The organism is Mariniflexile maritimum, assembly GCF_009746565.1.
GTDB classification, from domain to species: domain Bacteria; phylum Bacteroidota; class Bacteroidia; order Flavobacteriales; family Flavobacteriaceae; genus Mariniflexile; species Mariniflexile maritimum.
The window spans coordinates 1-25,725 of the sequence record NZ_WRPN01000011.1; the positions used below are offsets into that span (position 1 = coordinate 1).

Here is a 25,725-nt window from a genome sequence, read left to right on the forward strand (position 1 = left end):
CTTTACAAATAGAATCGATTTTTAGTGGTTCACTTTCATCCGCTGTAGGTGGTTCACTTTCACCCGCCGCACTATGCTCACTTTAATCCGCTGTGGGTGGTATACTATGCCCGTTTTTTGCACCTGTACGAATACATGCTCTCTAAAATTGCCGAGGCCGGCACCAACGGGCAGTTCCGCACCCCGCGCCACATCATCCGCATGATGGTAGAAATTGTAAAACCCAAACAAGACGATGTTATTTGCGACCCCAGTTGCGGTACCGCGGGCTTTTTGGTGGCGGCAGGCCAATACATTTACGATAAGCACAAAGATTGGTTCAACCAAAAAACCTTTAGGGAGCATTTTAACAACCAGATGTTCAATGGCGTAGAGTTCGACCCCACCATGTTGCGCATTGGCGCCATGAACATGCAACTGCACGGTATGGAAAACCCGACCCTAATAGGTAAAGACGCCCTTAGTGAAGCCAATGCCGATATTGAAAACAAATATTCCCTCATTCTGGCAAACCCGCCCTTTAAAGGCAGTTTGGATTATGATGAGGTTGAAAGCAGCCTCCTTACCATAACCAAAACCAAAAAAACCGAGCTCCTCTTTTTGGCCCTTATGCTGCGCATGCTAAAAGTAGGCGGGCGTGCCGCGGTTATTGTGCCCGATGGCGTGTTGTTTGGCAGCAGCAATGCCCACAAAAGCATCCGTAAGGAGTTGGTAGAAAACCAGCAGCTGCAAGCCGTTATTAGCATGCCAAGTGGGGTGTTCAAGCCCTATGCAGGGGTAAGTACCGCCATTTTGTTCTTCACCAAGACCAATTCCGGGGGTACCGATACAGTTTGGTTTTACGACATGAAAGCCGATGGTTTAAGTTTAGATGACAAGCGCAACCCATTACTTAGCGAAGAAGCCTTCGAGCAATGTTTTACCCAACCAGAAAACATCGTTGAGGAAGTAAAAGGCAAATGCGACATTGCCCACATACTCCTAGAGGCCCAATCCATCCTAAATTCCCCTCCCTCGGAGGGGTGGTCGAAGACCGGGGTGGTAAATTCCCCTCCCTCGGAGGGGTGTCCGCAGGACGGGGTGGCAATTACCCCTACGCCACAAAGGTGTCCTCAGGACGGGGCGGAAAGGCTCCGCACCCAACCCAGCTTCCTAGTACCAAAACAAGAAATTATCGCCAACGATTGGGACCTTTCCATAAACCGCTACAAAGAAATTGTGTACGAAGAAGTAGCCTACGAAAAACCCGAAACTTTAATTAAAGAAATTAAAGCCTTGGATAACAAACGCGCAGAAGCGTTGTTGAATTTGGAGAAAATGATGAACTAAAATGAGCATTTTACATTATATAAAAATATCAAAACCCCTTGATTTTGATTTGCTTTGTCAAACCATTGAAGCCAAGGTAAGCCATGTGGCATACGAGCAACGTGCAGAAAATCTGTGCTATTTTTGGATACATGGCGCATCTACACGAGGTGTGGACTTAACTATTGAAGAACCTCTTTGGTTGGAGCTGCGAAATACAGCTTGCGCCAATCATGCCGATTATGAACTGACCAACCAACTGGCAGAAACCATCTGCAATTTATGTCACGGACAAGTTTATAAGGATAATGACGACTATGATGAAGAACTTGAAGACGCATCAGAAGAATATCTTGAAACCCCAATGCCTTTATTTGATGAGGCTCAAATGCATAACAAGTTTCTATCGGATGCCAAGCTTATAAGAACCCTCGTAAACCATAGTGGCGACCCCATGACGCTGTTTGGTCCCATCCGGGAAGTAAACATTGGAAGAAATCTTTTGGAAAAAATGAGCCGCCACCAACCTGATGAACAATTTTCCGAGAACTTGCACCGCAAAATATTGGAGATTAACTATCACCTACCCGACTACGAGTACGGCAACCTATTGCAATCGAACGGCGATTCCGAGAATCCTAAAATATTGAAACTCATTACCAATCTTACCCCGTGCATCATAAAAAAATATGATTTTATCTTATTTGAAAAAAACGAAAAACTCATTGCCATAACCAATGACCACCTCAATACCATCCTACCCCAAGATTGGCAACTGGTAGATGAATACACCATTGTAGCACCCATAATTGGCGACTTGGAATTTCAGAAATTGCTTGACAAAGCAGAGCGGTTTAACCAAATAGACAATTTGTAATATAAATGAAACACATTATCAAACCGTCATTGCGAGGCACGAAGCAATCTGTTAATTGAAACACACGACGCCACCGTCATTGCGAGGTACGAAGCAATCTGTTAATTGAAAAAGTATGGAATTAGTTGAATTAGATGGTTATATTGAAATTTTGTCTGGCTACGCCTTCGACTCTAATCTTTTTAATGATAAAGGCGACGGTGTCCCACTCATTAGAATTAGGGATGTAGGCAAAAATATTTCTAATACTTATTATCCAGGAGAATATAATGAGAAATTTATTGTGAAAGATGGTGATTTTTTAATCGGGATGGATGGTGATTTTAGGTTATCGGAATGGCAAGGCGGAAAGGCATTATTAAATCAGCGGGTTTGTAAAATTTGGTCAAAGAATAGAAAGGCTCTTGATGATAAGTATTTACTATATTTCTTACCTAAAGAACTGAAACTTCTTGAAGATACAACATCTTTTGCAACAGTAAAACATCTTTCAGTAAAGAAAATCCAAGGAATTAAAATCCCCCTCCCCACTCTAGAAACCCAAAAGCGCATCGCCGCCATTTTAGATGAAGCCGACACCCTGCGCCAACTAAACCACCAACTTATCGCCAAATACGACGCCCTAACCCAAAGCCTCTTTTTGGATATGTTTGGAGACCCTGTTACGAACCCGATGGGGTGGGAGAAAAAGAAATTAGCAAAGTTTGTTTCTAAATTAGGCGACGGTATTCATGGTACACCAGTTTATGATGAAAATGGAACATATTATTTTGTTAACGGAAATAATCTTGAAAAAGGGTCAATAATGGTTAATTCAAAAACAAAAACTGTAACAAAAGGTGAGGCTTTAAAACATCATAGGGACTTAAATGAATATACTTTCTTAGTTTCAATAAATGGTTCTATTGGGAAGGTTGCGTTTTACAATAATGAGAAAATTATGTTAGGAAAAAGTGCTTGCTATTTCAATATAATTCCTAATGAAATTAATAAAATCTATTTATATTATTTGATTGATAGTGATTATTTTTTAAGATATGCAACAGGAGAAGCTACTGGAAGTACTATAAAAAATGTTTCATTAAAAACTATGAGGAACTTTCCGGTTTTAAATCCCCCAATCCACCTCCAAACCCAATTCGCAGAGCGCGTACAGCTTATAGAACAACAAAAACAACAGGCCCAAGACGCCTTACAAAAAAGCGAGCAGTTGTTTAATAGTTTGTTGCAAAGGGCATTTAAAGGGGCGTTGTAACGTCATTGCGAGGCACGAAGCAATCTCATGAAATGAAACGATAAATAATTAACAAATTACTTCAGTCGCGTCTCCTTTGGAATGTCGTTATTGTAAACACAGCAAATCAACCACATAAAGCGAAAAAAATTAATATATTTATTCCATGAAGGAAAATAGTAGTTTAGATAAAAAATCATTAACCTTAATTTCAGGCAATGCTGCCAATTGGAAAGAGTTGGCTAAAGACTGTGTGTGTTTTGCCAATGGCTATGGCGGTAAAATACTTATTGGCATTGAAGATGATGAAGATGTGCCTAAAGCTTCACAAAAAATATCTAAACAACTTATTGAACAAATTAACAAGCGCATTCCGTCCTTGGCATTAAATGTTGGTATTGCGCCTCAAATAGTTACAGCAGATAACGGGGGGCAGTATATAGAGCTTACTGTTTTTAGAAGCGCACAATCTATTGCCAGTACTACCGATGGCAGATATTACATTAGGGTTTCAGACGAATGTAAGCCCGTAATGCCAGACCAAATTGAACGCTTGTTTTCAGAGAAAAATGCCTTTGTTTGGGAAGAAAAAACAGTTAAAAAAATTGTACTGGCAGATTGTGATATTGAAAAGTTCAATACCTTCTTAAAAGACGTAAAAAGTTCAGAGCGTGTTAGTGGTTTTATTAAAGACATGACCACAGAAGAAATTACCGATTATTATTTTTTAACCCACAACGGGTTTTTAACAAATTTGGGGGTTTTATGGATAGGTAAGCGCAGAGATAGAGCAACCTTGCATTATGCACCATCGGTTCAGTTTATTAAGTATAATGAAGATGGAAATAAAATATATAAAAAGGTTTGGGATGATTACTCACATAACCCTAAAGAGTTAATTTCAGATATTATTACGCAAATTCCAGATTGGAACGAGTTTATAGAGGTTTCCGATGGTATTTTTAGGAAAAACATTTACAACTACCCACCAGAGGTTATTAGGGAACTTATTGCCAATGCTTTTGCACATAGAAATTACACCATGCGTGGTGATATTTTTATTAATTTATATCCAGACCGATTGGAAATTCATAGCCCTGGGCTATTACCACTTGGTGTAACACCAGATAATATTTTAACTAAATCTGTACAGCGCAATCAACTACTTGCCAAATTATTTTACGATTTAAAGCTAATGGAAAAAGAAGGCAGTGGTTATGATAAGGTTTATGAAGTGCTTCTTGGTAACGGTAAAGAAGTGCCAGAAGTTATTGAAGGAAACGACCGTGTTGTAGTAACTGTTAAAAAGCAAATTATTAGTAATAATGTTTTAAAGCTTATGGATAAAGCTTCAAAGGAACTTCAATTACGTCAAAAGGAATTAATAGCATTAGGCTTAATAGCTCAAAAAGAAGGAATCACCGCAATAGATTTGTCTAAAGAATTAAACGCTTCTAAACCAAACGAGTTGCAACATTGGTTAGGGCGTTTACTAAATTTAGAAATTATACTATCTAAAGGAAAAACAAAAGGTACATTGTATTATGTGAATCCAGAATTTTTAAGAACTACAGATTTTATCGAGAAAACCAATTTAAAACGTATTGAACCACATAGACTTCAAGAATTAATTTATGAAGATTTAAAGAATTATCCTGAAAGTTCCATAAGTGAGATTAATAAACGTATTGGTAGCGAAATTAACCAACGCACCCTTAAAGCCAAATTGGATGAAATGATTGAAAAAGAATTATTAGTAAAATTGGGAGAAAAGAAAGGAACGAAATATATGATATCAACATAAATACATGAAATAAACATAAAAATGTTGATATAAATGTTGATATAATGAATGGGTTTTTTGTTAAATCACTGTATTTCAATACTTTTTATCGACATAAAACCATGAAATAAGTACTAAAATGTTGATATAAAAATATTTTTATTGTTTATTCATATAAAGAAAAACACCTTTTCTTTTACCTGAAAACAAAACATGTAAAGAAATTCTAATTTTTATAAACGAAGCAGAAATTCAATAGAAAATCCTTACTTTTAAAACCTTAAACGGTATTTTCCTAAATGAGCAATTTCAATTTCCTAAAGCAAGAGTTTCTGCAATTATACCAAGAGGCCACAGAGGCCGAAAGCCATGTGTTTACCAAGCCCAAGTATGCCGCTTTGCAAAGTAGGATTGTATTGGAGTTGGGCGTGGCATGGCTGTATGATAACGACCCCGAATTTACCAGGCCTTATGATAGTACCCTAAACGCCTTGATGCACCATCATGATTTTAAAAATGCCATAAAGCCCAGCATGTTTCAGGAGCTTAACTTGGTAAGGCACATAGGCAACCAAGCGGCGCATGGCAAAAAAGTAACCCAACGCGAAGCCCTTATTTGTTTGCGCAGTGTTTTTAGGTTTGCATCGTACATCAGTAAATATTACAGCCATGCCAACCCAGAAATCCCTGATTTTGAGGAAGCCTACCTGCCGCAGCCAGATGCACAGTTAAAAGATAGTACCGCCAAGGAATTGCAGCGTGTTGTTGATGAGGCCGAAAAACAATTAAAAGACCTAAAAGCACAACAGGCAAAACAAGCAGAATTGCTAAAGGAAAATGCCCTTTTAAAACGCCAAATTGAAAACCAGCAACAGCAATTGTTGGAACGCAAACAGGCACGTAAGCAAGTTGTTAACGAAGCTTTGGAAATACCGGCGCTAACCCCCGAACTGGAAACCAGAAAGCTGTACATTGATGTGTTGCTAAAAGAAGCAGGCTGGGACAACCTAAAACCGGGCACCGATATTGAGTTTGCGGTAACGGGCATGCCGGTGGCTACCAATCCTTCTGGCAAGGGTTATGTGGACTATGTGCTTTGGGGCGATAACGGCCTGCCACTTGCCGTGGTTGAGGCCAAACAAACGCTGCACGACGCCAAAAAAGGAAAGCACCAAGCGGTGTTATATGCCAATTGTTTGGAGCATACCACAGGGCAACGTCCGGTAATATTTTACTCCAATGGTTTTGAAACCTATATTTGGGACGATACCTTTTATCCTGAACGCCAAATACACGGGTTTTATACCAAGGATGAACTTCATTTTTTAATTGAACAGCGCCACTCCAGGATGGATATGAGGCCGTTTCAGGTGAATAAATCTATAATAAACAGAGATTATCAAATAGAAGCTACCAAACGGGTTGCCGAAGCTTTGGTAACCACCCACCAAGGGCGTTTAAAGGGCAAACAGCGCGAAGCCCTTTTGGTTATGGCTACGGGTAGCGGAAAGACCAGGACGGCCGCGGCCATGGTTGATATGTTTACCAAATGCAATTGGGCCAAACGCATCCTGTTTTTGGCAGATAGGAATGCGCTGGTAACACAGGCCAAAAATTCATTTAAGGAACATCTGCCCCATTTAAGCGCCATCGATTTAACCAAGGAAAAGGAGGATAACAAAACCCGTTTGGTGTTTTCAACCTATCCTACCATTATGAATAAAATTGATAACCTGAAAGATGATACCAAACGCTTTTATGGGGTTGGGCATTTTGATGTGATTATTATCGATGAGGCACATCGGTCGGTTTACCAAAAATACGGGGCTATTTTCGATTATTTTGACGCCATTCTTATTGGGTTAACCGCAACACCCAAAAAGGATATAGACCACAATACCTATAATCTATTTGGCATTGAGGATGATAATCCCACTTTTGCCTACGAACTAAACCAAGCGGTGAAAGACAAACATCTGGTACCACCAAAAGCGAAAAAAGTACCTGTTAAGTTTGTGCGTGAAGGGGTAAAATATAAAGACCTTTCGGAAGCTGATAAACGCAAGTTTGAAGAACAGTTTGGAAGTTTTGAAACAACGCCCGATGACGATGCGGTACAGATAAACAAAAGCCAGATCCACACCTTTCTATTCAACACAAAAACCGTCGATGTGGTATTGGATTTTTTAATGAACCAAGGCATTAAAGTAGAAGGTGGCGATAAACTGGGCAAAACCATCATTTTTGCCAAAAACCATACGCATGCCCAATTTATTGAAAAACGCTTTAATAAAAACTATCCCGAATATGCCGGTTCGTTTTTAAGGGTTATTGATAATTACGAATCGAAGGCACAGGATTTACTGGAAAGATTTTGTGATGACAAGCAGGAACAGGAGCCCCAAATAGCGGTATCGGTCGATATGATGGATACGGGGGTTGATGCCCCACGGGTGGTCAATTTGGTGTTTTTTAAGGAAGTGAAGTCGTATGCCAAATATTGGCAAATGATTGGCAGGGGCACCCGATTGCGCCCTCACTTATTTGGTCCGGGACAGGATAAACAACATTTTTTAATATTTGATTTTTGTGGCAATTTTGAGTTTTTTGATGAATTTCCAGATGGTGTAAAAAACAGTGTTTCCAAAACCTTGTCGCAGCAAGTGTTTGAAACCAAATTGCAGCTTATTACCGCCATAAGAAACCTGCAGCTTGCTACGCCCGAGGATGATGCCCTGGCCGTAAACTACACCCATCAACTACATAAGGCTATTGAAGCGTTGGATGAAGATCGCTTTGAAGTTAGAAAATCGTTGCGCTTTGTAAAGGCCTTCAAAGCTAGGGAACGCTGGAACAACTTAACAGTTGGCGATGTTTCGGATATTTGCAATCATTTAAGCCATTTGCCCACTTACAAGGAGGATGATGACGAACTGGCCAAACGTTTCGATTTGTTGTGTTTGCGTTTGCAATGGGCAGTGCTAAACGCCTCAAAATCACAGGAACAATACATTCAGCAAATCTATAATATTGGGGTAAACCTCTATAAAAAAAGGAACATTCCCGTAGTACACACAAAATTGGGCACCATAAACCAAGTAAAGGACCAGTCGTTTTGGAGCGCCATTAGTTTAACCCAGATAGAGCATATCAGGACCGAATTAAGGGAACTCATCAAGTTTATTGACATTGAGCATGTAAAGCCCGTTTACACCGATTTTGAGGATATGTTGTATGAAGACAGGGTTGAAGATGTGCACATCATGCCAAGTTACACCAATCTGCAAAGCTATAAAGACCGTGTGGAATCGTTTATCCGAAAAAACAAATCGCATTTGGTAGTCAACAAACTGCACAAAAACATACCCATAACCGAAAAGGAACTGGCACTTCTTGAAACATTCTTATTTGAAGACACCATTGGCACCAAAGCCGATTATCAACGGGAATATGGCAACATGCCCCTAGGCAACTTTATCCGCAGTGTTATTGGTTTGGATATTGAAGTTGTGAACGGGTTGTTTGCAGATTACATTTCCAAGGAAAATCTAAGACCCGAACAAATCACCTTCATAAAAACCTTGATAAACTACCTGAACGTTAATGGCACGTTGGATAAATCGCTCTTGGTAAAACCGCCATTCAACGAAGCCCACGACGCCGGTATTATGGGTGTTTTTGATGATGAAAGCGATGTTCGTCACATCATATCCATAATAGATACCGTGAACGACAACGCAGGGTAACAAAGAATGTAGGAAAGGTTATGGGCTATGGCAAACCAAAAAATGGTTATATTTTCTAGCTCTTAATATTTTCATAAATGGGGCTTCATATAACTACAAAAATTTATGTAATTTTGCTAAACTTTCAAAAACAACAATGAAATATAAAAGAATTCTCTTAAAACTGTCAGGTGAGGCCCTCATGGGAAATCGCCAGTACGGTATCGACCCAGAACGCTTATCAGAATATGCACAAGATATTAAGGCCATTACCGATAAAGGCGTAGAAGTGGCCATTGTTATAGGTGGCGGCAATATTTTTAGAGGTGTCGCCGGCGCAAGTAATGGCATGGATCGTGTACAGGGCGACCACATGGGCATGCTTGCCACAGTTATAAACGGCTTAGCATTACAGAGCGCTTTAGAAGATGCTGGGTTGCCAACCCGTTTGCAATCGGCCGTACACATTAACCAAGTGGCAGAGCCTTTTATTCGCCGAAAAGCCATGCGCCACCTGGAAAAAGGACGGGTTGTTATTTTTGGTGGTGGTACCGGAAACCCCTATTTCACTACCGATTCTGCCGCTGTTTTAAGGGCTATTGAAATTGAAGCAGACGTGATTTTAAAAGGAACGCGCGTTGATGGCATATACAACACAGACCCTGAAAAAGATACCAATGCCGTTAAATTCAACTTTATTTCATTTGAGGACGTATTGCGAAAAGGCTTGAAAGTTATGGATACCACCGCATTTACCCTTAGTCAGGAAAACCAACTGCCCATTATTGTATTCGACATGAACAAAAAAGGAAACTTGCTTAAAGTGGTTTCTGGCGAAAAAGTTGGCACCGAAGTAAACATCTAAATTTCACTTATTTTTTCAATAATTGATCGTAAAAGTTTGATATTATGAACGAAGACATACAATTTATACTTGATACAGCAAAAGAAGCGATGGATAGTGCCATCAAGCACCTGGAAAAGCAATTTGTAAACATTCGGGCGGGCAAAGCAAGTCCTGCCATGTTGGGAAGCGTAATGGTAAATTATTATGGCGCCCAAACCCCCATTACCCAAGTTGCCAACATTAATACCCCCGATGGACGAACCATTACCGTGCAACCATGGGAAAAAAAGATGATTCAGGAAATTGAAAAAGGGATTCAAATAGCTAACCTTGGATTTAACCCCATGAACAATGGCGACATGATTATTATTAGCGTGCCGCCGTTAACCGAAGAACGCCGTCGCGATTTGGCCAAACAAGCTAAGGCAGAAGCCGAAGATGCCAAAATTGGCGTGCGCGCTGCCAGAAAAGAAGCCAACAACGACATTAAGAAAACAGAGAATGTTTCGGAAGATTTGCAAAAAAATGCAGAGATGGATGTTCAAAAAATAACTGATGCCTATGTTAGAAAAATTGACGAACTTTTCGATGCCAAGGAAAAGGAAATCATGACGGTTTAATTTTAATGAAACAATCCATCCCAACACCTCCCGATACCAATCGGGACGGGATGTTTTTTATAACCTTACTGCGCAACATCCCGTACACATGCTAAAACCTTATGTGTTTTTTTTGTTTTTTTCTTGTACGTTTGTTGTTCAAGGGCAAGCTTCATCTGAAACACCATCCCAACCAGCGCAAGATTCGGTAAAGACCCATTTTGTTAAAAATCTGGGAAATGGCTACATTCCAACCAAATACTTCAACTTCGATTTAAGGTATCTTATAAAATTCAACCAGTACGAAGGCATAAGAACGGGTATTGGCGGCATAACCAACGAGGCGTTCTCTGAAAAATTCCGTGTAAACGGTTATGGCGTTTATGGCTTTAGGGACCACCGTTTTAAATACAGTGTTGGTGGAAGTGCACGGTTAAACGAGCCTACAAACACATGGTTGGGCCTTTCTTATACCGACGACTTACAGGAAACGGGAAGCACCAAATTTTTAACCGATAAACGCTTTTTCCAATTTTTTGAACCACGGCTGTTGAACATCAATCTGTTTCATAAACACATAACAAAAGCCCTAACCCTGGGGCACGCAATAACACCTAACATTCAAACGGAAACCGAATGGACGCTAAGCGATATCGACCCCACCTACAACTATAACTTTGTTACCAACAACGGTTTACTGCATGCGTTTCGATTGAGTACCGCTAAAATAGCAGTACAATGGCAACCTTTAAATACTACTGAAATTTTGGAAACCCATTCCAAGCCAAAGGAACAGTTCCCTATCATAACGTTGCAATACACCAAAAGCTTTAAGAATCTTTTAAACAGCGATCTGGCCTTTTCAAAATGGGATTTTAGAACCATATACCAAACAGGAAAGGAGCATATTTCAGAAATTACCTTGGTTGCTGGGGTTGCCAGTGGCGATATTCCGTTAACACATCTATACCACGCCTACCCCAACAATATCAACAAAGAAACCGTAATGCAGCGTTTTTCGGTGGCGGGCATCAATAGTTTTGAAACCATGTTTTTTAATGAGTTCTTTTCCGATAGGTTCGCAACGCTTCAATTCAAACATTTTTTAAAGCCCTTTTATATCAGCAATCGCTACAAACCCCAACTGGTTTTAATTTCGCGTTACGCCATTGGCGATACCAAGCACCCCGAAAGACATGAAAATGTAACCTTTGGGTCGCTAAAAAAAGGATATACTGAATCTGGTTTTGAGATAAACAAGCTGTTTTTTGGCTTCGGCCTAAGCTTTACTTACCGGTATGGGGCATACCATTTGCCGCAAATTGATGACAATGTTGCTTTTAAATTTACTTTTAACCTGAGTTTGTGATGTATTATAGCGGTTTTCCCTACCTTTGCCCTACTTTTATTTAAGGCATGTTTAAACTTTTTACCAAAGATTTTTGGGGTGTGATCGCCCGATTGATTCTGCGCAATAAAATTACCATTCTGGTCACTATCGCCATCATTACCATTTTGTTCAGCACGCAATGGAAAAATATGCGTTTTACATATACCGAAGCCAACCTGTTACCAGATGACCACGAAGCAAATATTGACTACAATAAGTTTCTGGAAATTTTTGGCGAAGAGGGCAACCTGGTGGTTATTGGGGTAAAGGACAGTACTTTGCTTACGGTAAGCAAGCTGAATGCCTGGAACAAACTATCGGAAAATTTAAAAAAATTCAAGGAAGTTGATGCCGTTATTTCCGTTAAAGACCTTCAAAAGCTTGAAAAGGACACCATCAACCAAAAATTCATCCTTAAACCTTTCATTAAGGATTCCATTGCTTCAATGGCCCAAATTGAAGAGTTGGAATATGAGCTTTTCAACAAATATCCGTTCTATGATAATTTTCTTTTCAACAAGAAAACCAAAACGATTAGAACCATCATTTATTTGGATAAGGATATAGTGAACACCTCGGCCAGAAAGGATTTTGTACTTAATGAATTAGAACCCAAAATTAAGGCGTTTGAAGAAACCAACCATTTAAAGGTGCATATTTCGGGCATGCCGTATGTAAGAACGCTAAACGCCCAATTGATTGTTGATGAAATTGTATGGTTTGTTTTGGCGGCCTTATTTGTAACCTCGCTTATTTTCTTTTTCTTTTTTAGGTCGTTTCGGGCAACCCTCATTTCGTTGGTGGTTGTGTGCATTGGGGTTATGTGGACCTTAGGCATTTTGGGCGCTTTAAACTACGAGATTACCGTTTTAACAGCACTTATTCCGCCGCTTATTATTGTAATAGGTATTCCAAACTGTATCTTTTTAATCAATAAATACCAGCACGAAGTACAGCTTCATGGCAATAAGGTAAAATCGTTGCAACGGGTTATCACAAAAATTGGTAACGCTACTTTAATGACCAATGTTACTACGGCTTGTGGTTTTTCAACATTCATACTAACCCAAAGTTCGCTTTTAAAGGAATTTGGTGTGGTAGCATCACTAAGCATTCTTTCTATTTTTATGCTGTGTTTGCTTATCATTCCCATTCTTTATTCATTTTTGCCGCACCCTAAGGATAGGCATTTGGAGCACTTAAACAAACGTTGGATTGGTGGCTTTGTAAACTGGATAGAACGCATGGTAAAACACGAGCGTATCGCCATTTATTCCACCGCTTTGGTATTGCTGATCGTTAGCATTATTGGCATTTACCAGATAAAGATTTCGGGAAGTTTAATTGAAGACATGCCTAAGAAAACCGAGTTTTTTGACGACATCCGCTTTTTTGAACGCGAATTTAACGGCATCATGCCCTTAGAGTTTGTTATTGATACCAAGCGCAAACAAGGCGTTATGAAATTGGCAACGCTAAAACGTATGGACGAATTGCAGGAACTCATCCATGAAACGCCCGAACTCTCGAAACCCATTTCGGTGGTCGATTTGGTAAAATATTCCAAACAGGCCTATTATAATGGCAATACCAATTTTTACCAACTGCCAACCTCGCAAGAAAATAGTTTTATTTTATCGTATGCCAAAAACTCAACCTCCAACATCGATTTACTGAAAAACTTTGTGGACAGCACCGGCCAATACGCCCGCATTACCACCTTTATGAAAGATATTGGTACCGATAAAATGGCGCGCATCGAAGAAAACATCCAAACCAAAATAGACAAGCTCTTCCCCAAGGAACAATACACCGTAACCATGACGGGCAAGGCGCTGGTGTTCCAAAAAGGCACCACCTATTTGGTTAAAAATTTAGCCATTTCACTTTCATTGGCCATTTTTTTAATAGCCTTGTTTATGGCGTACATGTTTAGGTCGGGTAGAATGATTGTTATTTCACTAATCCCAAACCTTATCCCCTTGCTGGTAACCGCCGGTTTAATGGGCTATTTGGGCGTTCCCATAAAACCTTCCACCATTTTGGTGTTTAGCATTGCGTTTGGTATTTCGGTGGACGATACCATTCATTTTCTCGCAAAATACCGGCAGGAATTGCAGGCCAATAACTGGAAAATAAAAACCTCGGTATATGGCGCACTGCGTGAAACGGGCGTTAGTATGTTTTACACGTCCATTGTTTTATTCTTTGGTTTTTCGGTGTTTACCATTTCCAGTTTTGGTGGCACGGTGGCCTTGGGCGCCTTGGTTTCGGCCACTTTGTTGTTTGCCATGTTATCGAATTTGCTGCTGCTGCCTTCCTTATTATTGTCGTTGGAACGTAGCATTGCCAATAAAGAAGTATTGAAAGAGCCGGCGATAAATATTATTCCTGATGAAGACGATACAAATTCTGAATTTTGAATTCAGAATAATACCAACTTTTTTGGAATTGGAATTTAATTTTCAATATCTCGCTTGCAATCGTTTCTACGAATACCATATAGTTAAATAAAAGTGGTTTGCTAAAAATTAATATCAAATAAAATCTATTTTTGTTTGATAACTTTTAAAATATAGAGGTACTTTAAAGAAACGCTTCCAGCACTCGTTGCGAACGAACGTTAGTGGTGGCGATGAAGTGGCTTTTCCAAAATTTGTTAATCTAAAATTTTCAATGTTTATGTGGCGCATATTTATATTTATTCTATTTATTATAGGCATGTTATATAATCTGGTTCTTCTTTTTAAGACTATGTTTTCTAAAAAAGATGAAAGTTGTAAATCACTAAAGAAAAGATTATATGCCATTTCAGCAGTATTATTTGCGCTGTTAGCTTTATCAAGACTTGAATATATTATTCTGCAAGATTAAATATGCTTCCTTGCCTGCCAAAGCATGTTAGCGTGTATTCTAAACAAATAGAAATTCCTAAAACTAAATTCCAAATTCCCAATAATATTGATTTTTTGAAATCAACAATTTCATTTTTAAAACATGAAACCAGTATCTTTGCATCATAAATTTTTATGCTTATGAAAACACGTACCGTTTCAGAACTTCTGTCCCAAGATTTTGTAAGTTCTGAAGTTGATATAAAAGGCTGGGTTAGAACCTTTCGCGCCAACCGTTTTATTGCCTTAAACGATGGCTCCACCATAAACAACATCCAATGTGTGGTCGATTTCGAGAAATTCGACGAAGCCCTCTTAAAACGCATCACCACAGGGGCTGCCATCCATATTAAAGGCGATTTGGTTGAAAGCCAGGGGAAAGGCCAAAAAGTAGAAATACAAGTTAACCACATTAAAATTTTGGGCGACTCCGACCCCGAAACCTACCCCATCCAACCCAAAAAACACTCGTTTGAATTTTTAAGGGAAAATGCCCATTTGCGCACCCGCACCAACACGTTTAGCGCGGTGATGCGCTTGCGTTCCGCCCTATCGTTTGCCATCCATAAATATTTTAACGACAACGGTTTTTATTATGTGCACACGCCCATCATTACCGGAAGTGATGCCGAAGGCGCTGGCGAAATGTTTCGGGTAACCAATTTAGATGCAAAAAAACCGCCTTTAACCGATGAAGGTACCGTTGATTATACCAAGGATTTCTTCGGAAAGGAAACCAACCTAACCGTTTCTGGGCAGTTGGAAGCCGAAACCTACGCCATGTCCTTAGGGAAAGTCTATACGTTCGGGCCTACGTTTCGGGCTGAAAACTCCAATACTTCGCGCCATCTCGCCGAATTTTGGATGATTGAACCCGAAGTGGCCTTTATGGACTTGGCAGGCAATATGGATTTGGCAGAGGATTTTATGAAATACGTGCTGAAATACATCCTAAAAAACAACCGTGAAGATTTAGACTTTTTAGATGCGCGTTTGCAGGAAGAGGACAAAGCAAAACCACAGGCCGAACGCAGCGAGATGACCCTGATTGAAAAACTAAACTTTGTAACCGACAACCATTTTAAACGTGTAAGCTATACCGAAGCTATTGATATTCTGCGCGATAGCACCCCCAACAAGAAAAAGAAGTTCAAATACATCATTAACGAATGGGGCACCGATTTACAGAGCGAGCACGAGCGCTATTTGGTTGAAAAACACTTTAAGTGCCCCGTAATCTTGTTCGATTATCCTGCCAACATCAAGGCGTTTTACATGCGCTTGAACGACGATGGCAAAACCGTTCGCGCCATGGACATTTTATTTCCCGGCATTGGTGAAATTGTGGGTGGCGCCCAACGTGAAGAACGTTTGGATGTGTTAAAGCAAAAAATGGCAGCCATCAACATCCCCGAGGAAGAGTTGTGGTGGTATCTGGACATGCGCAAATTTGGCACCGCGGTACATGCCGGTTTTGGCCTTGGGTTCGAGCGATTGGTTATGTTTGCAACCGGTATGAGCAATATTCGTGATGTGATACCGTTTCCTAGAACACCCCAAAATGCTGAATTTTAAAATAAACAAGGATCCATCGGGCCTCACAGGTTTTTAAAAACCTGTGAGGTCTTTTTATTAGAAATAGTTTATTATTTTTACAGAAACCAAATCAAAAAATGCTCAAGCAACATTTACAATTCAAATTATCGCAAAAGCTGTCGCCGCAACAAATTCAATTAATGAAATTGATCCAGTTGCCCACACAAGCCTTTGAGCAGCGTTTAAAGCAAGAGCTGGAAGAAAATCCTGCGCTTGAAGGGGGTTCAGAAGAATTAGAAAACGATTTTGACACCGATTTTGATAATTCAAATGATGAGTATGACGACTCTGAAACCATTGGGAACGACGATATTAATGTAGATGACTATTTAAGCGATGATGAAATTCCCGATTACCGAACACAAGCCAACAATTATAGTAGCGACGATGAAGAAAAAACCATGCCTTATGCATCGGGCACCTCGTTTACGCAACATCTCATCAGTCAGTTAAACACTTACAGACTGGATGAGGAGGAACGTGAAATTGCCGAATTTCTAGTAGGCAGCGTCGATGAAAGCGGTTATATACGTCGTTCTTTATCGGATATTATGGACGATTTGGCATTTACCCAAAGCGTTTATACTTCCGAAGAAAAAATAAATAAAGTACTTAAAATAGTGCACCAGTTAGATCCTGCCGGCGTTGGTGCCAGAAACTTACAAGAGTGTTTAAGCATCCAATTGCACCGAAAGGAAAAAACACCCGATACCGAATTGGCCATTGCTATTATTGATGAGGCTTTCGACCAATTTACCAAAAAACACTATGACAAATTAATTCAAAAGTTCGATATTTCTGAAATCCAACTAAAGGATGCCATACATGAAATTGAACATTTAAACCCAAAACCTGGAGGTTCCTTTTCTGGAAACAACCGTATTGTTGAGCATGTGGTGCCCGATTTTGCTATTAGAATTGTGGATGGTGAACTGGAACTAACCCTTAATGGACGTAACGCCCCCGAGCTTCATGTGTCGCGTGAATATAACGACATGCTGAAAGGCTATAAAGAGTCGAAGGACAAATCGCAATCGCAAAAAGATGCTGTTATTTTCATCAAGCAAAAACTAGATGCCGCCAAATGGTTTATTGAGGCCATTAAACAGCGGCAACAAACGTTATTTATTACCATGAGTGCCATTATGCACTACCAATCGGAATACTTTCTAACGGGCGATGAACGCAACCTTAAGCCCATGATCCTTAAGGATATTGCCGATGAGATTTCCATGGACGTCTCAACCGTTTCAAGAGTTGCAAACAGTAAGTATGTGGATACCCCATACGGAACAAAATTGATTAAAGAGTTCTTTTCAGAATCGATGAAAAACGACCAAGGGGAAGACGTTTCAACCCGTGAAATAAAAAAAATATTGGAAACGGTTATCGAGGAAGAGGAAAAACGAAAACCCTTAACCGATGATACCTTGGCTTCTATATTAAAAGATAAAGGTTACCCCATTGCACGACGTACCGTAGCAAAATATAGAGAACAACTGGATATTCCGGTAGCGCGGTTACGCAAAAAGATATGATGGATCGTGTTTTAAGGAGTATCTCGTTTATTTTTCATCCTCTAATCATGCCCTTGTTGGGCGTGCTGTTTTATTTTTCAAAATCACCCCGGTTTATTCCCAAAGAAATTGTTCAGGCCAAATTAATATCGCTGTTCATATTAACATTGGTATTGCCCATTCTACTTTACTTTCTACTAAAAACCTTGAACAAGGTGCAATCCATTCATTTAAAATCAACCAACGAGCGTATTTTCCCTTTGGCCTTAAATTGCGTAATTGTTCTAATCATATTGCAACGCATCATCACAGCCTCACAAATCATTGAGCTTTATTACTTTTTCGTGGGTGTTTTAATATCAACTATGGCGTGTTTAATGCTTGCTGTATTCAAATTTAAGGCCAGCATCCACATGATCTCCATTTCTGGATTGTTCATGTTCTTTATAAATTTAAGCATCCACTTCAGCATCAATATTCTTGGAACATTGGTTTTAATGAGTATCATCATGGGAGCGGTTGCCACATCGCGCCTTCATTTAAAAGCCCATACCTATACCGAATTGCTTACAGGTGTTTTTATAGGCACCATCCCACAATTGATCTTGGTAACCTATTGGTTGTAATTGCGCGCCCTAAACCAGCATTTAAAGCACGTAAAACATTAAGCCAACTTTAATGGCATTCATTTCAACAGCATTGTTTAAAAGTTTTGCCTTGTTTGAAAAAACAGGGTCTAAGCCGTAATAAACATATAAATTCCAGGTGTTGTACCCCGCAGAAAGCGTTAAACCATATTGGAATTTACTAAAATCGGTACTATTCTTGATTTTCAAATTCCCAAAATCTCCTTTTGCCTTAGCGGAATTAAATAGCTGGTAGCCCACCGTAAAGCCCGTATAAACGCGCCAAAACTTATATTCTGTTGGGGTTGAGGTACGCCAACGAAACTCAATGGGAAGCTCGACCGATTGGGTGGTGAACCTGTTTTTTGTATAAAAATTAGTATCGCTTATTATGGCATAAACCACGCGGCCAGTGGCATCTTTATTGATAAGTAAATTTTGGTTGTAGGTGTTTAATGAATAACCAAGCCCAATGCCTAGGGCAATATTCCTGTTTTGGTTTAACGGCATGTCCTTTATCGCCCCAAAGTGAAGCCCTGTTGAAAACCCGCTTTGTTTGATTCCCTTGGGCTTGTTTCCCAATAAATTATAGCTTATTCCAATATAAAATTGATCTTCCTTATAATGGGCATCTGCAACAACCAAACTATCCTCTTGTGAATAACACAGATGAACACTAAACAAAACAAACCATACCCTTAATAAACATTTCATTTTAAAATGACAATTTGTGGTGAATAAACCGGTAACACTAAATGACGTTGTGAAGGTATTAAAAATAAAAAGGCGCGCTGAAATTTCAGCGCGCCTTTTTATAAAATTAAGAATTTAGAAATTAATCTCTACCAAATACACTACCTTTTTTGGTTGTGTAATTAATTTTTAAGGCATTTTGCTTGCGCAATTCCTGTTTAATATCACCTATTAAACCCATATTGGCATCTTTATCCACTTTTAAAGCGGTCGTTAAAAATGGTATTAATTCTTCTCTTTTTGAGGCGCGCTCTGCTGCAATAAAAGCGGCAATGTCGTTTACATCGGCAAATTTATCGTTAAGCTGAATGCGGGCTACATTACCATATTGTTTGTAATTTGCACTTGGCTTTCCTGCATATATATACATAACCAAGTCCTTTTTATCAAGCTTTTCAACTTGATCTGCATAAGGTAAATTATTCTCGATCATTAGGGTGTTCTCTCTCATCACGGTAGCAACCATAAAAAAGAACAATAGCATAAACACAATATCTGGTAACGATGCTGTTGATATAGCTGGCATTTCGCCTCCTGGTTTCTTATTAAATTTAGCCATAATAATGTGTTAAATTTTAATTATTGTACTTCTGAAAGTTTTTGGGGATACTCTACTTTTATTTTTTCAAGTTGTTCCTTTAACTTTGTTTTGTTTCCTGGCCAGTTCACATCATTAAGGTTTGCTTCCATTTCGGAGAATGACTTGCCGTATAATGATTGTGCTCTTGCATCCCTTAAAACGTTGTATGCTGCCACCAATTCATTTTGAACGGCTATATACATTTTATAGGATGTTTCACGGTCATTTTTTAATGATATGATGGCTTTATCCGGATTATCGGAAGATGTTGGGTCTTTCTTACCTTTACAATAAGTACAAGTGCCATCTCCGCCATTATCCAAAAATTCAATAGCTGCCTTTCTTAAATTTTTAAGTTCCATGGGTTCATCTTCAACAAGCAACTGGTCTCTACCGTTTAAAAGTACGGTAAAAATGTTTTTTTGTTTGATAACCACATTTTCGTTATTATCTTCAATTGGAGGCAGTTTACGGTTAATACCAGAGTCAGTCTCAATAGTGGTTGTTACCAAGAAAAATATCAATAGTAAGAACGCGATATCGGCCATGGAGCCTGCATTTACTTCTGGTGCTGCTCTTTTTGCCATAATTTATTTATTTAAAAGTTTTTTCAAGCTTGATAGGAAGGTTGCGATAATTGCAACGGTTATTAAGAATATAAAAAGCATATAGACCTGCCCCTACATTTTTAGAAATACCTTCTGTTATGCCCAAACCTTTGTCGTTAAATTGTTTTAAGTCCAGGTCTGTACCCGAGGATATCATATAAGAAATTAATATCACAGCTAAAAACAGACCAACAGTTATCAAGGTTTTTTTGATGTCGCCAGCAAATAAGCCTTTGATAACATATACAAGAATTAAGGCTATTACAACAAAAAGTACTACATAGGTAACTATCAAGATATTGTCGATCATGCTATCTGAATCTGTCATCATCAGCATCAAAGCAAATATAGTTCCAATAATACCAAGGGCGTAAGCCAAATACTTGAGTATTTTGTGTAAATTCATGATTAATATTTTATTAAAATTATTACTTTTTATTTCTAATCAATAAGTCCATTAACGTGATGGAAGCATCTTCCATATCATTAACGATACTATCGATTTTAGCAATAATATAGTTGTAGAAAACTTGAAGGATCATTGCCACAACAAGACCAAATACCGTTGTTAAAAGTGCTACTTTAATACCACCCGCAACAAGTGATGGTTGCATATCGCCGGCAGCCTCAATTTTATCAAACGCTTGAATCATCCCGATTACTGTTCCCATGAACCCTAACATAGGTGCCAAAGCGATAAACAATGAAATCCAAGATACGTTTTTCTCTAATTGGCCCATTTGCACTCCACCGTAAGCGATAACCGCTTTTTCAACAGCGTCCAAACCTTCGTCGGTTCTGTCCAATCCTTGGTAGTAGATAGAAGCGATGGGGCCTTTTGTGTTTCTGCAAACTTCTTTTGCAGCAGCAACGCCACCAGAAGCAAGAGCGTCTTCAACTTCTTGGGTTAATTTTTTTGTGTTTGTGGTAGAAAGGTTTAAAAAGATAATTCTCTCGATAGCTATTGCTAGTCCAAGAATTAAACATAATAGAACGATGCCCATAAATCCAGGGCCACCCTCAATAAACCTCTTTTTTAATTCTTGATGAAAACCAAGTTCTTCGGCAGGAGCTGCCGCTTCATCTTGTGTCATGGTTGCTACCGTTGTTGTAGCTGTGTTTGTGCTTGCATTGGTTGTTGCATTAACAGTTCCAAATGCCATCATTCCTGTAATGGCAAGGATAGAAAATAATCTTTTCATGTTCTAAATCTTAATTTTATTAGTTAATTAAAGTGTTAAAGATATAAAAAAAATACAATAAAAAAATAAAAATTACAGCAGAGAGGAAGGGATTCGAACCCTCGATACCCTTTTGGAGTATACACACTTTCCAGGCGTGCGCCTTCGACCACTCGGCCACCTCTCTGTATTTCAATTGTACTTATTTACGGGGTTCAAATAACGAAAAAATCTTCAATCCATAAAATTTTAAAGGTTAATTTTGAGACATTTCTCCGCGTAAAGAGGTTTCGTACATGGCCTTGAAAATTTCAGGGGCTGTTTTTTGCCCTAACATGAACATGAGTTTGCTTATTGCCGCTTCGGTTGAGATGTCTTTTCCTGATATTACTCCTATGTCTTTCAGTTGGTTACTGGTTTCGTAATGCCCCATCATCACGCTTCCGCCAGCGCATTGCGTAACATTTATAATATGGATGCCTTTGTTTATTGTTTCTTGAAGAAGGGCAATAAACCATGCTTCGGTAGTGCAATTTCCGGCGCCGTAAGTCTCCAAAATCACCGATTTTAGGTTTGGTGTCGCCAAAACACTCTTTAAAAACGCTAGCGAGATGCCCGGAAACAGTTTTACAAGTGCAATATTGGTGCTTAAATTTTTATGCACAAGCAATGGTTTTTTTAAATCGGGCTTGAATAAATGTTCATAATTTACTTTTAAGTGCACCCCAGATTCTGCCAGTTCGGGATAATTTAAGGAAGCGAACGCCTTAAAGTTTTCAGCATTTAATTTCGTGGTTCGGTTGGCGCGGTACAATTTGTATTCAAAATATAAACAAACTTCTTTTACCAAGGGTTTCCCGTTTTCTTGTAATGATGCCATTTGAATGGAGGTTATTAAATTTTCCTTGGCATCGGTTCTTAAATCGCCAATGGGCAATTGCGACCCTGTAAAAACAACGGGTTTTGCTAAATTTTCCAACATAAAACTTAGTGCGGAAGCGGTATAGCTCATGGTATCGCTGCCGTGAAGCACCACAAAACCGTCGCATGAAGCGTAATTTGACTCTATGATTTCGGCAATTTGCACCCAATAGCGCGGGTTCATGTTGCTTGAATCGATAGGTTCATTTAAAGAAACCGTTTCAATGGTACATTCCAAAAGGTGCAGCTCGGGAATTTTATCCAAAAGGGTTTTAAAATCGAAGGCTTTTAGCACCCCTGTTTTAAAATCCTTGATCATACCAATGGTGCCGCCTGTATAAATTAGCAATATGTTGGGCTTTGACATTTGATTTACGTTTTTTTTGAATTATTAAATTCCAAAAACATCTTTTGAGTTTTGGGTGGTGATGTTGGCTATTTCCTCTAAAGATACCTTATATATATGTGATAACTTTTCCAATACCTTCATTATATATACACTTTCGTTGCGTTTTCCGCGATAGGGCACGGGCGCCAAATAAGGGGCATCGGTTTCTAAAACAATGTGCTTAATGTCAATGTGATTAAGAAACTGGTCGATTTTCCCATTTTTAAAGGTTACTACACCACCTATCCCTAACTTCATATTAAAAGACAGTGCTTGGTGTGCCTGTGCTAAGGTGCCGGTAAAACAATGAAAAATACCAAATAAATCGGCACTCCGTTCTGTTTCCAGTACTTCAAAAATTTCATCGAAAGCCTCACGGCAATGGATAACAATAGGCAATTTGTACTTTTTTGCTAATTGTATTTGATGTTTGAATGCCTTCTTTTGGATTGCTAAGGTTGAAGTATCCCAATACAGATCGATACCAATTTCTCCAATGGCATAAAACTTCCGCTTTGCGAGCATGGTTTCTACATGACGCAATTCCTCGTTATAATTTTCCTTTACATGGGTTGGGTGCAAGCCCGTCATTAAAAACACCCGATCTGGAAAATCGTGTTCTAGTTGGAACATGGCTTGCGTATATGTTGAGTCGATGGCAGGAACAAAAAAACGCGAAACGCCTTGGTTGATGGCACGGTTTATCATATCATATCGGTCGTCATCAAAGGCTTCGCTGTACAGATGGGTGTGTGTATCGGTAATTATCATAGGGTAAAAATAGTGAAGAAATTAAAGTATTAAGTAAATTTGAAGAATTTTCACGAATGAAAAAACCCCACGGTTTTAAAACCTATGGGGTTGAATGCCTATTTCACAATAGATATTATGAATTTGAGGCCTACAAGGTTTTAAAAACCTTGCAGGTCGAGTGTCAATCCAACTTTTTAATTAATTTTTGGGCCAATTTATGCTCTTCGGCCTCATCTGGAATGGTTTTTAAAATTTCAACAGCCGCATCGTATTGTTTTTGTTTTAATTTACTTAACGCCAAATAATACGTTGCTTTGGTTTTATAAACCGAATGGCCGTCCTTCAAACCTTTTAATAACCAATCGGCCATGGCGAAATTATTCAATTCAATATTTGTTACGCCTCTATAAAATTGTAATTCTGAATTTTTTTCATCGGTAAGCAACAATTCCTTGAAGGCTACTTCCGCCTTGGCGAAATCCTTTTTGTTAAAGGCGTTTTCGGCGGTTTTCAGTAGCCCATCTTCATTGCCTCTTACGGTTAAACTGATGCTGTCGTAATTGGCATAATCGGCATAAACCGGATGGGACAGCTTATTGAACAACGTTATGCCAATTAATAATGCGATACTTGCCGCCATGGCATATTGCCAAGGTTTAAATTGAATGCCTTTTTTTGTAGCTTGTTGTTTCTTGAAATGTTTACTTGAAATAGCTTTTAAGTTATTTTTAAAGTCTGTTGAAGCTGCTTCATTTTCAAATGTATGCTCTAAAAACGCAGACAGTTCTTTATAGGTATTAAAACGTTGCTTAAATGCGGGGTCGGTGCTCAAACGGGTTTCAAAAGCTTCTTTTTCAGTTTCTGATAGTGCTTTTAAAAGGTAATCTTCAAATAATGTATAATCTTGCTCGTCCATAATGGTTACTTATTAAGTAGGTTAAATTTTGGTGATTCGCGAACCAGCTCTGTTAATTTACCAATACATAAAGATTTCTTTTTTCGGGCATAAGCGTATGTTACACCTAAACTTTCGGCCACTTCTTCCATCGATTTTATTTTAAAGGTTGCGGCCAATAATTCTTTACAAGCGGTTCCTAGTTTATTGAACATTTCTGTAAATAAGGCGTGTTTTTCGCCGTACAAATCGGTTTCAAAAGCTAGTTCATGAGCGTCTTCTCCTTTATATAAAATGTCTTCCTTAATTGTTACCTCTTTATTCGACGTTTTTTTTAGTTCGTTCAACCATTTGCGCTTGCACAGTAAAAAGAAATACGCATCGAATGGGCAGGTTAATTCCAGCTTCTTTTCGCTTGCTTGATTATATATGGTTATTAAGGTGTCTTGAATAATGTCCTGCGCTTGGTCGCTATCGCCACTGTTCTGTTTGATGTAATTGATAACCTTGGGCGCGAATTTATCATAAATGGCCTCTATAATAAAGGCATTGTTTTGCACCAATCCATCGATATATTTTTGGTCGTCGTGTAATTTTTTTTCGCTCATTAACCCTTGTATTTACTGCTAATTTAAAAAAAGTTTAAAATAAATGGGTAACAAAATATAAATGGTTTTGATATAAGGGTGTAACAACAAAAATTACAAATCAAATTTTAATTAATCCATAAAAACTAGAAATCATGAAAAAATCAATTTTAATTATCGCAACCGTAGCTTTATCAATGTTAAATGTAAATGCCGCCAATGAAAACAAAACACTTAACGCTTCAACTGAAATTGGAACTGTTTCAAAAGATAACATCGCCCAAATTTTTGAGTGGCAAGTTGAAACCACAAAAGGGGTTTACTCCGGTACTTCACTATCACTTGAAAGTGCCAAGGAAATGATGAAACTATCAAGCTCTGGCGAAGTTGTAACAGGAACGCAAATTACAAGTTACTTCGTATTAAAAAGCGAAATGAACACCAACAGAAACTATTTCTGGGAAGTTGAAACTGAAACTGGATCGGCAAAAGGTTATGCCTCTACTGAAGATTACGCCAATAAAATGATTGCCTTAGTGGCTTCTGGTGACGCCATTGTATCAAAAATCATCATCAGCCAACCGCAACAATAAAAATAAGTACCAAAACAGGGTAACAAAAAAGTTGCCCTGTTTATATACCATCAAATAACAATTAAAAACC

Annotated in this window: 22 protein-coding genes and 1 tRNA gene; 13 read left to right on the plus strand and 10 right to left on the minus strand. The window is 38.8% G+C overall.

Annotation, left to right across the window (positions count from 1 at the left end; translation table 11 throughout):
• Positions 1-96: 96 nt before the first annotated feature.
• The 12 genes from GQO80_RS13155 (at position 97) to GQO80_RS13210 (ending at position 18,396) form a co-directional block, all read left to right on the plus strand.
• Positions 97-1,329: an HsdM family class I SAM-dependent methyltransferase gene (locus GQO80_RS13155; protein WP_262885578.1), complete on the plus strand. Its 1,233-nt coding sequence runs from the start codon at positions 97-99 to the stop codon at positions 1,327-1,329.
• A gap of 1 nt (position 1,330) precedes the next feature.
• Complete coding sequence (locus tag GQO80_RS13160; protein WP_157208832.1) at positions 1,331-2,185, plus strand: hypothetical protein; 855 nt, start codon at positions 1,331-1,333, stop codon at positions 2,183-2,185.
• Between the two features lie 115 nt (positions 2,186-2,300).
• Entirely contained in the window at positions 2,301-3,440 is a 1,140-nt protein-coding gene (locus tag GQO80_RS13165) for a restriction endonuclease subunit S (protein ID WP_157208833.1), read from the plus strand.
• Between the two features lie 145 nt (positions 3,441-3,585).
• Positions 3,586-5,223, plus strand: coding sequence for an ATP-binding protein (locus tag GQO80_RS13170; protein WP_157208834.1), 1,638 nt, complete (start codon positions 3,586-3,588; stop codon positions 5,221-5,223).
• 278 nt (positions 5,224-5,501) lie between these two features.
• Positions 5,502-8,948 carry a DEAD/DEAH box helicase family protein gene (locus GQO80_RS13175; RefSeq protein WP_157208835.1) on the plus strand — a complete coding sequence of 1,149 codons (3,447 nt, stop codon included), beginning with the start codon at positions 5,502-5,504 and terminating at the stop codon, positions 8,946-8,948.
• 136 nt (positions 8,949-9,084) lie between these two features.
• On the plus strand, positions 9,085-9,792 hold the full coding sequence (gene pyrH, locus GQO80_RS13180; protein WP_157208836.1) for a UMP kinase: 708 nt from the start codon (positions 9,085-9,087) through the stop codon (positions 9,790-9,792).
• Positions 9,793-9,836: 44 nt separating this feature from the next.
• The gene (gene frr, locus GQO80_RS13185) at positions 9,837-10,394 is read left to right on the plus strand and encodes a ribosome recycling factor (RefSeq protein ID WP_157208837.1); all 558 of its coding nucleotides are present in this window, start codon (positions 9,837-9,839) and stop codon (positions 10,392-10,394) included.
• An 88-nt stretch (positions 10,395-10,482) separates the two neighbouring features.
• Positions 10,483-11,742, plus strand: a complete 1,260-nt coding sequence (locus GQO80_RS13190; RefSeq protein WP_198037785.1) for a hypothetical protein — start codon at positions 10,483-10,485, stop codon at positions 11,740-11,742.
• Positions 11,743-11,789: 47 nt separating this feature from the next.
• Complete coding sequence (locus GQO80_RS13195) at positions 11,790-14,186, plus strand: efflux RND transporter permease subunit (RefSeq protein WP_157208838.1); 2,397 nt, start codon at positions 11,790-11,792, stop codon at positions 14,184-14,186.
• A gap of 612 nt (positions 14,187-14,798) precedes the next feature.
• The gene (gene asnS, locus GQO80_RS13200) at positions 14,799-16,232 is read left to right on the plus strand and encodes an asparagine--tRNA ligase (protein ID WP_157208839.1); all 1,434 of its coding nucleotides are present in this window, start codon (positions 14,799-14,801) and stop codon (positions 16,230-16,232) included.
• Positions 16,233-16,330: 98 nt separating this feature from the next.
• Positions 16,331-17,791, plus strand: coding sequence for an RNA polymerase factor sigma-54 (gene rpoN / locus GQO80_RS13205; RefSeq protein ID WP_157208840.1), 1,461 nt, complete (start codon positions 16,331-16,333; stop codon positions 17,789-17,791).
• Entirely contained in the window at positions 17,788-18,396 is a 609-nt protein-coding gene (locus GQO80_RS13210; protein WP_157208841.1) for a hypothetical protein, read from the plus strand. Before rpoN ends, GQO80_RS13210 begins: the two co-directional genes overlap by 4 nt.
• Before the next feature lie 21 nt (positions 18,397-18,417).
• On the opposite strand, the gene GQO80_RS13215 is transcribed toward GQO80_RS13210, so the two are convergent.
• The 10 genes from GQO80_RS13215 to GQO80_RS13260 all read right to left on the minus strand — a co-directional run bounded on the left by GQO80_RS13215 (position 18,418) and on the right by GQO80_RS13260 (position 25,083).
• Complete coding sequence (locus GQO80_RS13215) at positions 18,418-19,110, minus strand: porin family protein (protein ID WP_157208842.1); 693 nt, start codon at positions 19,108-19,110, stop codon at positions 18,418-18,420.
• Between the two features lie 121 nt (positions 19,111-19,231).
• Entirely contained in the window at positions 19,232-19,708 is a 477-nt protein-coding gene (locus GQO80_RS13220) for an ExbD/TolR family protein (RefSeq protein WP_157208843.1), read from the minus strand.
• Positions 19,709-19,728: 20 nt separating this feature from the next.
• Positions 19,729-20,316, minus strand: coding sequence for an ExbD/TolR family protein (locus GQO80_RS13225; protein WP_157208844.1), 588 nt, complete (start codon positions 20,314-20,316; stop codon positions 19,729-19,731).
• A gap of 7 nt (positions 20,317-20,323) precedes the next feature.
• Positions 20,324-20,743 carry a hypothetical protein gene (locus GQO80_RS13230; RefSeq protein WP_232333186.1) on the minus strand — a complete coding sequence of 140 codons (420 nt, stop codon included), beginning with the start codon at positions 20,741-20,743 and terminating at the stop codon, positions 20,324-20,326.
• Positions 20,744-20,765: 22 nt separating this feature from the next.
• The gene (locus GQO80_RS13235; RefSeq protein ID WP_157208845.1) at positions 20,766-21,539 is read right to left on the minus strand and encodes a MotA/TolQ/ExbB proton channel family protein; all 774 of its coding nucleotides are present in this window, start codon (positions 21,537-21,539) and stop codon (positions 20,766-20,768) included.
• 78 nt (positions 21,540-21,617) lie between these two features.
• Positions 21,618-21,705 (minus strand) — tRNA-Ser (locus tag GQO80_RS13240).
• A 69-nt stretch (positions 21,706-21,774) separates the two neighbouring features.
• On the minus strand, positions 21,775-22,806 hold the full coding sequence (locus tag GQO80_RS13245) for an asparaginase (protein ID WP_157208846.1): 1,032 nt from the start codon (positions 22,804-22,806) through the stop codon (positions 21,775-21,777).
• 24 nt (positions 22,807-22,830) lie between these two features.
• Complete coding sequence (locus GQO80_RS13250) at positions 22,831-23,598, minus strand: TatD family hydrolase (protein ID WP_157208847.1); 768 nt, start codon at positions 23,596-23,598, stop codon at positions 22,831-22,833.
• A 163-nt stretch (positions 23,599-23,761) separates the two neighbouring features.
• Positions 23,762-24,496 (minus strand): hypothetical protein, encoded by a 735-nt coding sequence (locus tag GQO80_RS13255; RefSeq protein ID WP_157208848.1) that lies wholly within the window; start codon positions 24,494-24,496, stop codon positions 23,762-23,764.
• Positions 24,497-24,501: 5 nt separating this feature from the next.
• Complete coding sequence (locus GQO80_RS13260; RefSeq protein WP_157208849.1) at positions 24,502-25,083, minus strand: RNA polymerase sigma factor; 582 nt, start codon at positions 25,081-25,083, stop codon at positions 24,502-24,504.
• A 134-nt stretch (positions 25,084-25,217) separates the two neighbouring features.
• On the opposite strand from GQO80_RS13260, the gene GQO80_RS13265 reads away from it, so the two are divergent.
• On the plus strand, positions 25,218-25,655 hold the full coding sequence (locus GQO80_RS13265) for a hypothetical protein (protein ID WP_157208850.1): 438 nt from the start codon (positions 25,218-25,220) through the stop codon (positions 25,653-25,655).
• Positions 25,656-25,725: the final 70 nt, after the last annotated feature.

Coding starts and splice junctions, on each gene's coding strand:
- GQO80_RS13245 (WP_157208846.1), bottom strand. CDS start 22,806: ATGTCAAAGCCCAACATATTGCTAATTTATACAGGCGGCACCATTGGT.
- GQO80_RS13195 (WP_157208838.1), top strand. CDS start 11,790: ATGTTTAAACTTTTTACCAAAGATTTTTGGGGTGTGATCGCCCGATTG.
- GQO80_RS13175 (WP_157208835.1), top strand. CDS start 5,502: ATGAGCAATTTCAATTTCCTAAAGCAAGAGTTTCTGCAATTATACCAA.
- GQO80_RS13170 (WP_157208834.1), top strand. CDS start 3,586: ATGAAGGAAAATAGTAGTTTAGATAAAAAATCATTAACCTTAATTTCA.
- GQO80_RS13265 (WP_157208850.1), top strand. CDS start 25,218: ATGAAAAAATCAATTTTAATTATCGCAACCGTAGCTTTATCAATGTTA.
- GQO80_RS13250 (WP_157208847.1), bottom strand. CDS start 23,598: ATGATAATTACCGATACACACACCCATCTGTACAGCGAAGCCTTTGAT.
- asnS (WP_157208839.1), top strand. CDS start 14,799: ATGAAAACACGTACCGTTTCAGAACTTCTGTCCCAAGATTTTGTAAGT.
- GQO80_RS13260 (WP_157208849.1), bottom strand. CDS start 25,083: ATGAGCGAAAAAAAATTACACGACGACCAAAAATATATCGATGGATTG.
- pyrH (WP_157208836.1), top strand. CDS start 9,085: ATGAAATATAAAAGAATTCTCTTAAAACTGTCAGGTGAGGCCCTCATG.
- GQO80_RS13165 (WP_157208833.1), top strand. CDS start 2,301: ATGGAATTAGTTGAATTAGATGGTTATATTGAAATTTTGTCTGGCTAC.
- GQO80_RS13230 (WP_232333186.1), bottom strand. CDS start 20,743: ATGAATTTACACAAAATACTCAAGTATTTGGCTTACGCCCTTGGTATT.
- rpoN (WP_157208840.1), top strand. CDS start 16,331: ATGCTCAAGCAACATTTACAATTCAAATTATCGCAAAAGCTGTCGCCG.
- GQO80_RS13160 (WP_157208832.1), top strand. CDS start 1,331: ATGAGCATTTTACATTATATAAAAATATCAAAACCCCTTGATTTTGAT.
- GQO80_RS13225 (WP_157208844.1), bottom strand. CDS start 20,316: ATGGCAAAAAGAGCAGCACCAGAAGTAAATGCAGGCTCCATGGCCGAT.
- GQO80_RS13220 (WP_157208843.1), bottom strand. CDS start 19,708: ATGGCTAAATTTAATAAGAAACCAGGAGGCGAAATGCCAGCTATATCA.
- GQO80_RS13235 (WP_157208845.1), bottom strand. CDS start 21,539: ATGAAAAGATTATTTTCTATCCTTGCCATTACAGGAATGATGGCATTT.
- GQO80_RS13255 (WP_157208848.1), bottom strand. CDS start 24,496: ATGGACGAGCAAGATTATACATTATTTGAAGATTACCTTTTAAAAGCA.
- GQO80_RS13215 (WP_157208842.1), bottom strand. CDS start 19,110: ATGAAATGTTTATTAAGGGTATGGTTTGTTTTGTTTAGTGTTCATCTG.
- GQO80_RS13190 (WP_198037785.1), top strand. CDS start 10,483: ATGCTAAAACCTTATGTGTTTTTTTTGTTTTTTTCTTGTACGTTTGTT.
- GQO80_RS13210 (WP_157208841.1), top strand. CDS start 17,788: ATGATGGATCGTGTTTTAAGGAGTATCTCGTTTATTTTTCATCCTCTA.
- frr (WP_157208837.1), top strand. CDS start 9,837: ATGAACGAAGACATACAATTTATACTTGATACAGCAAAAGAAGCGATG.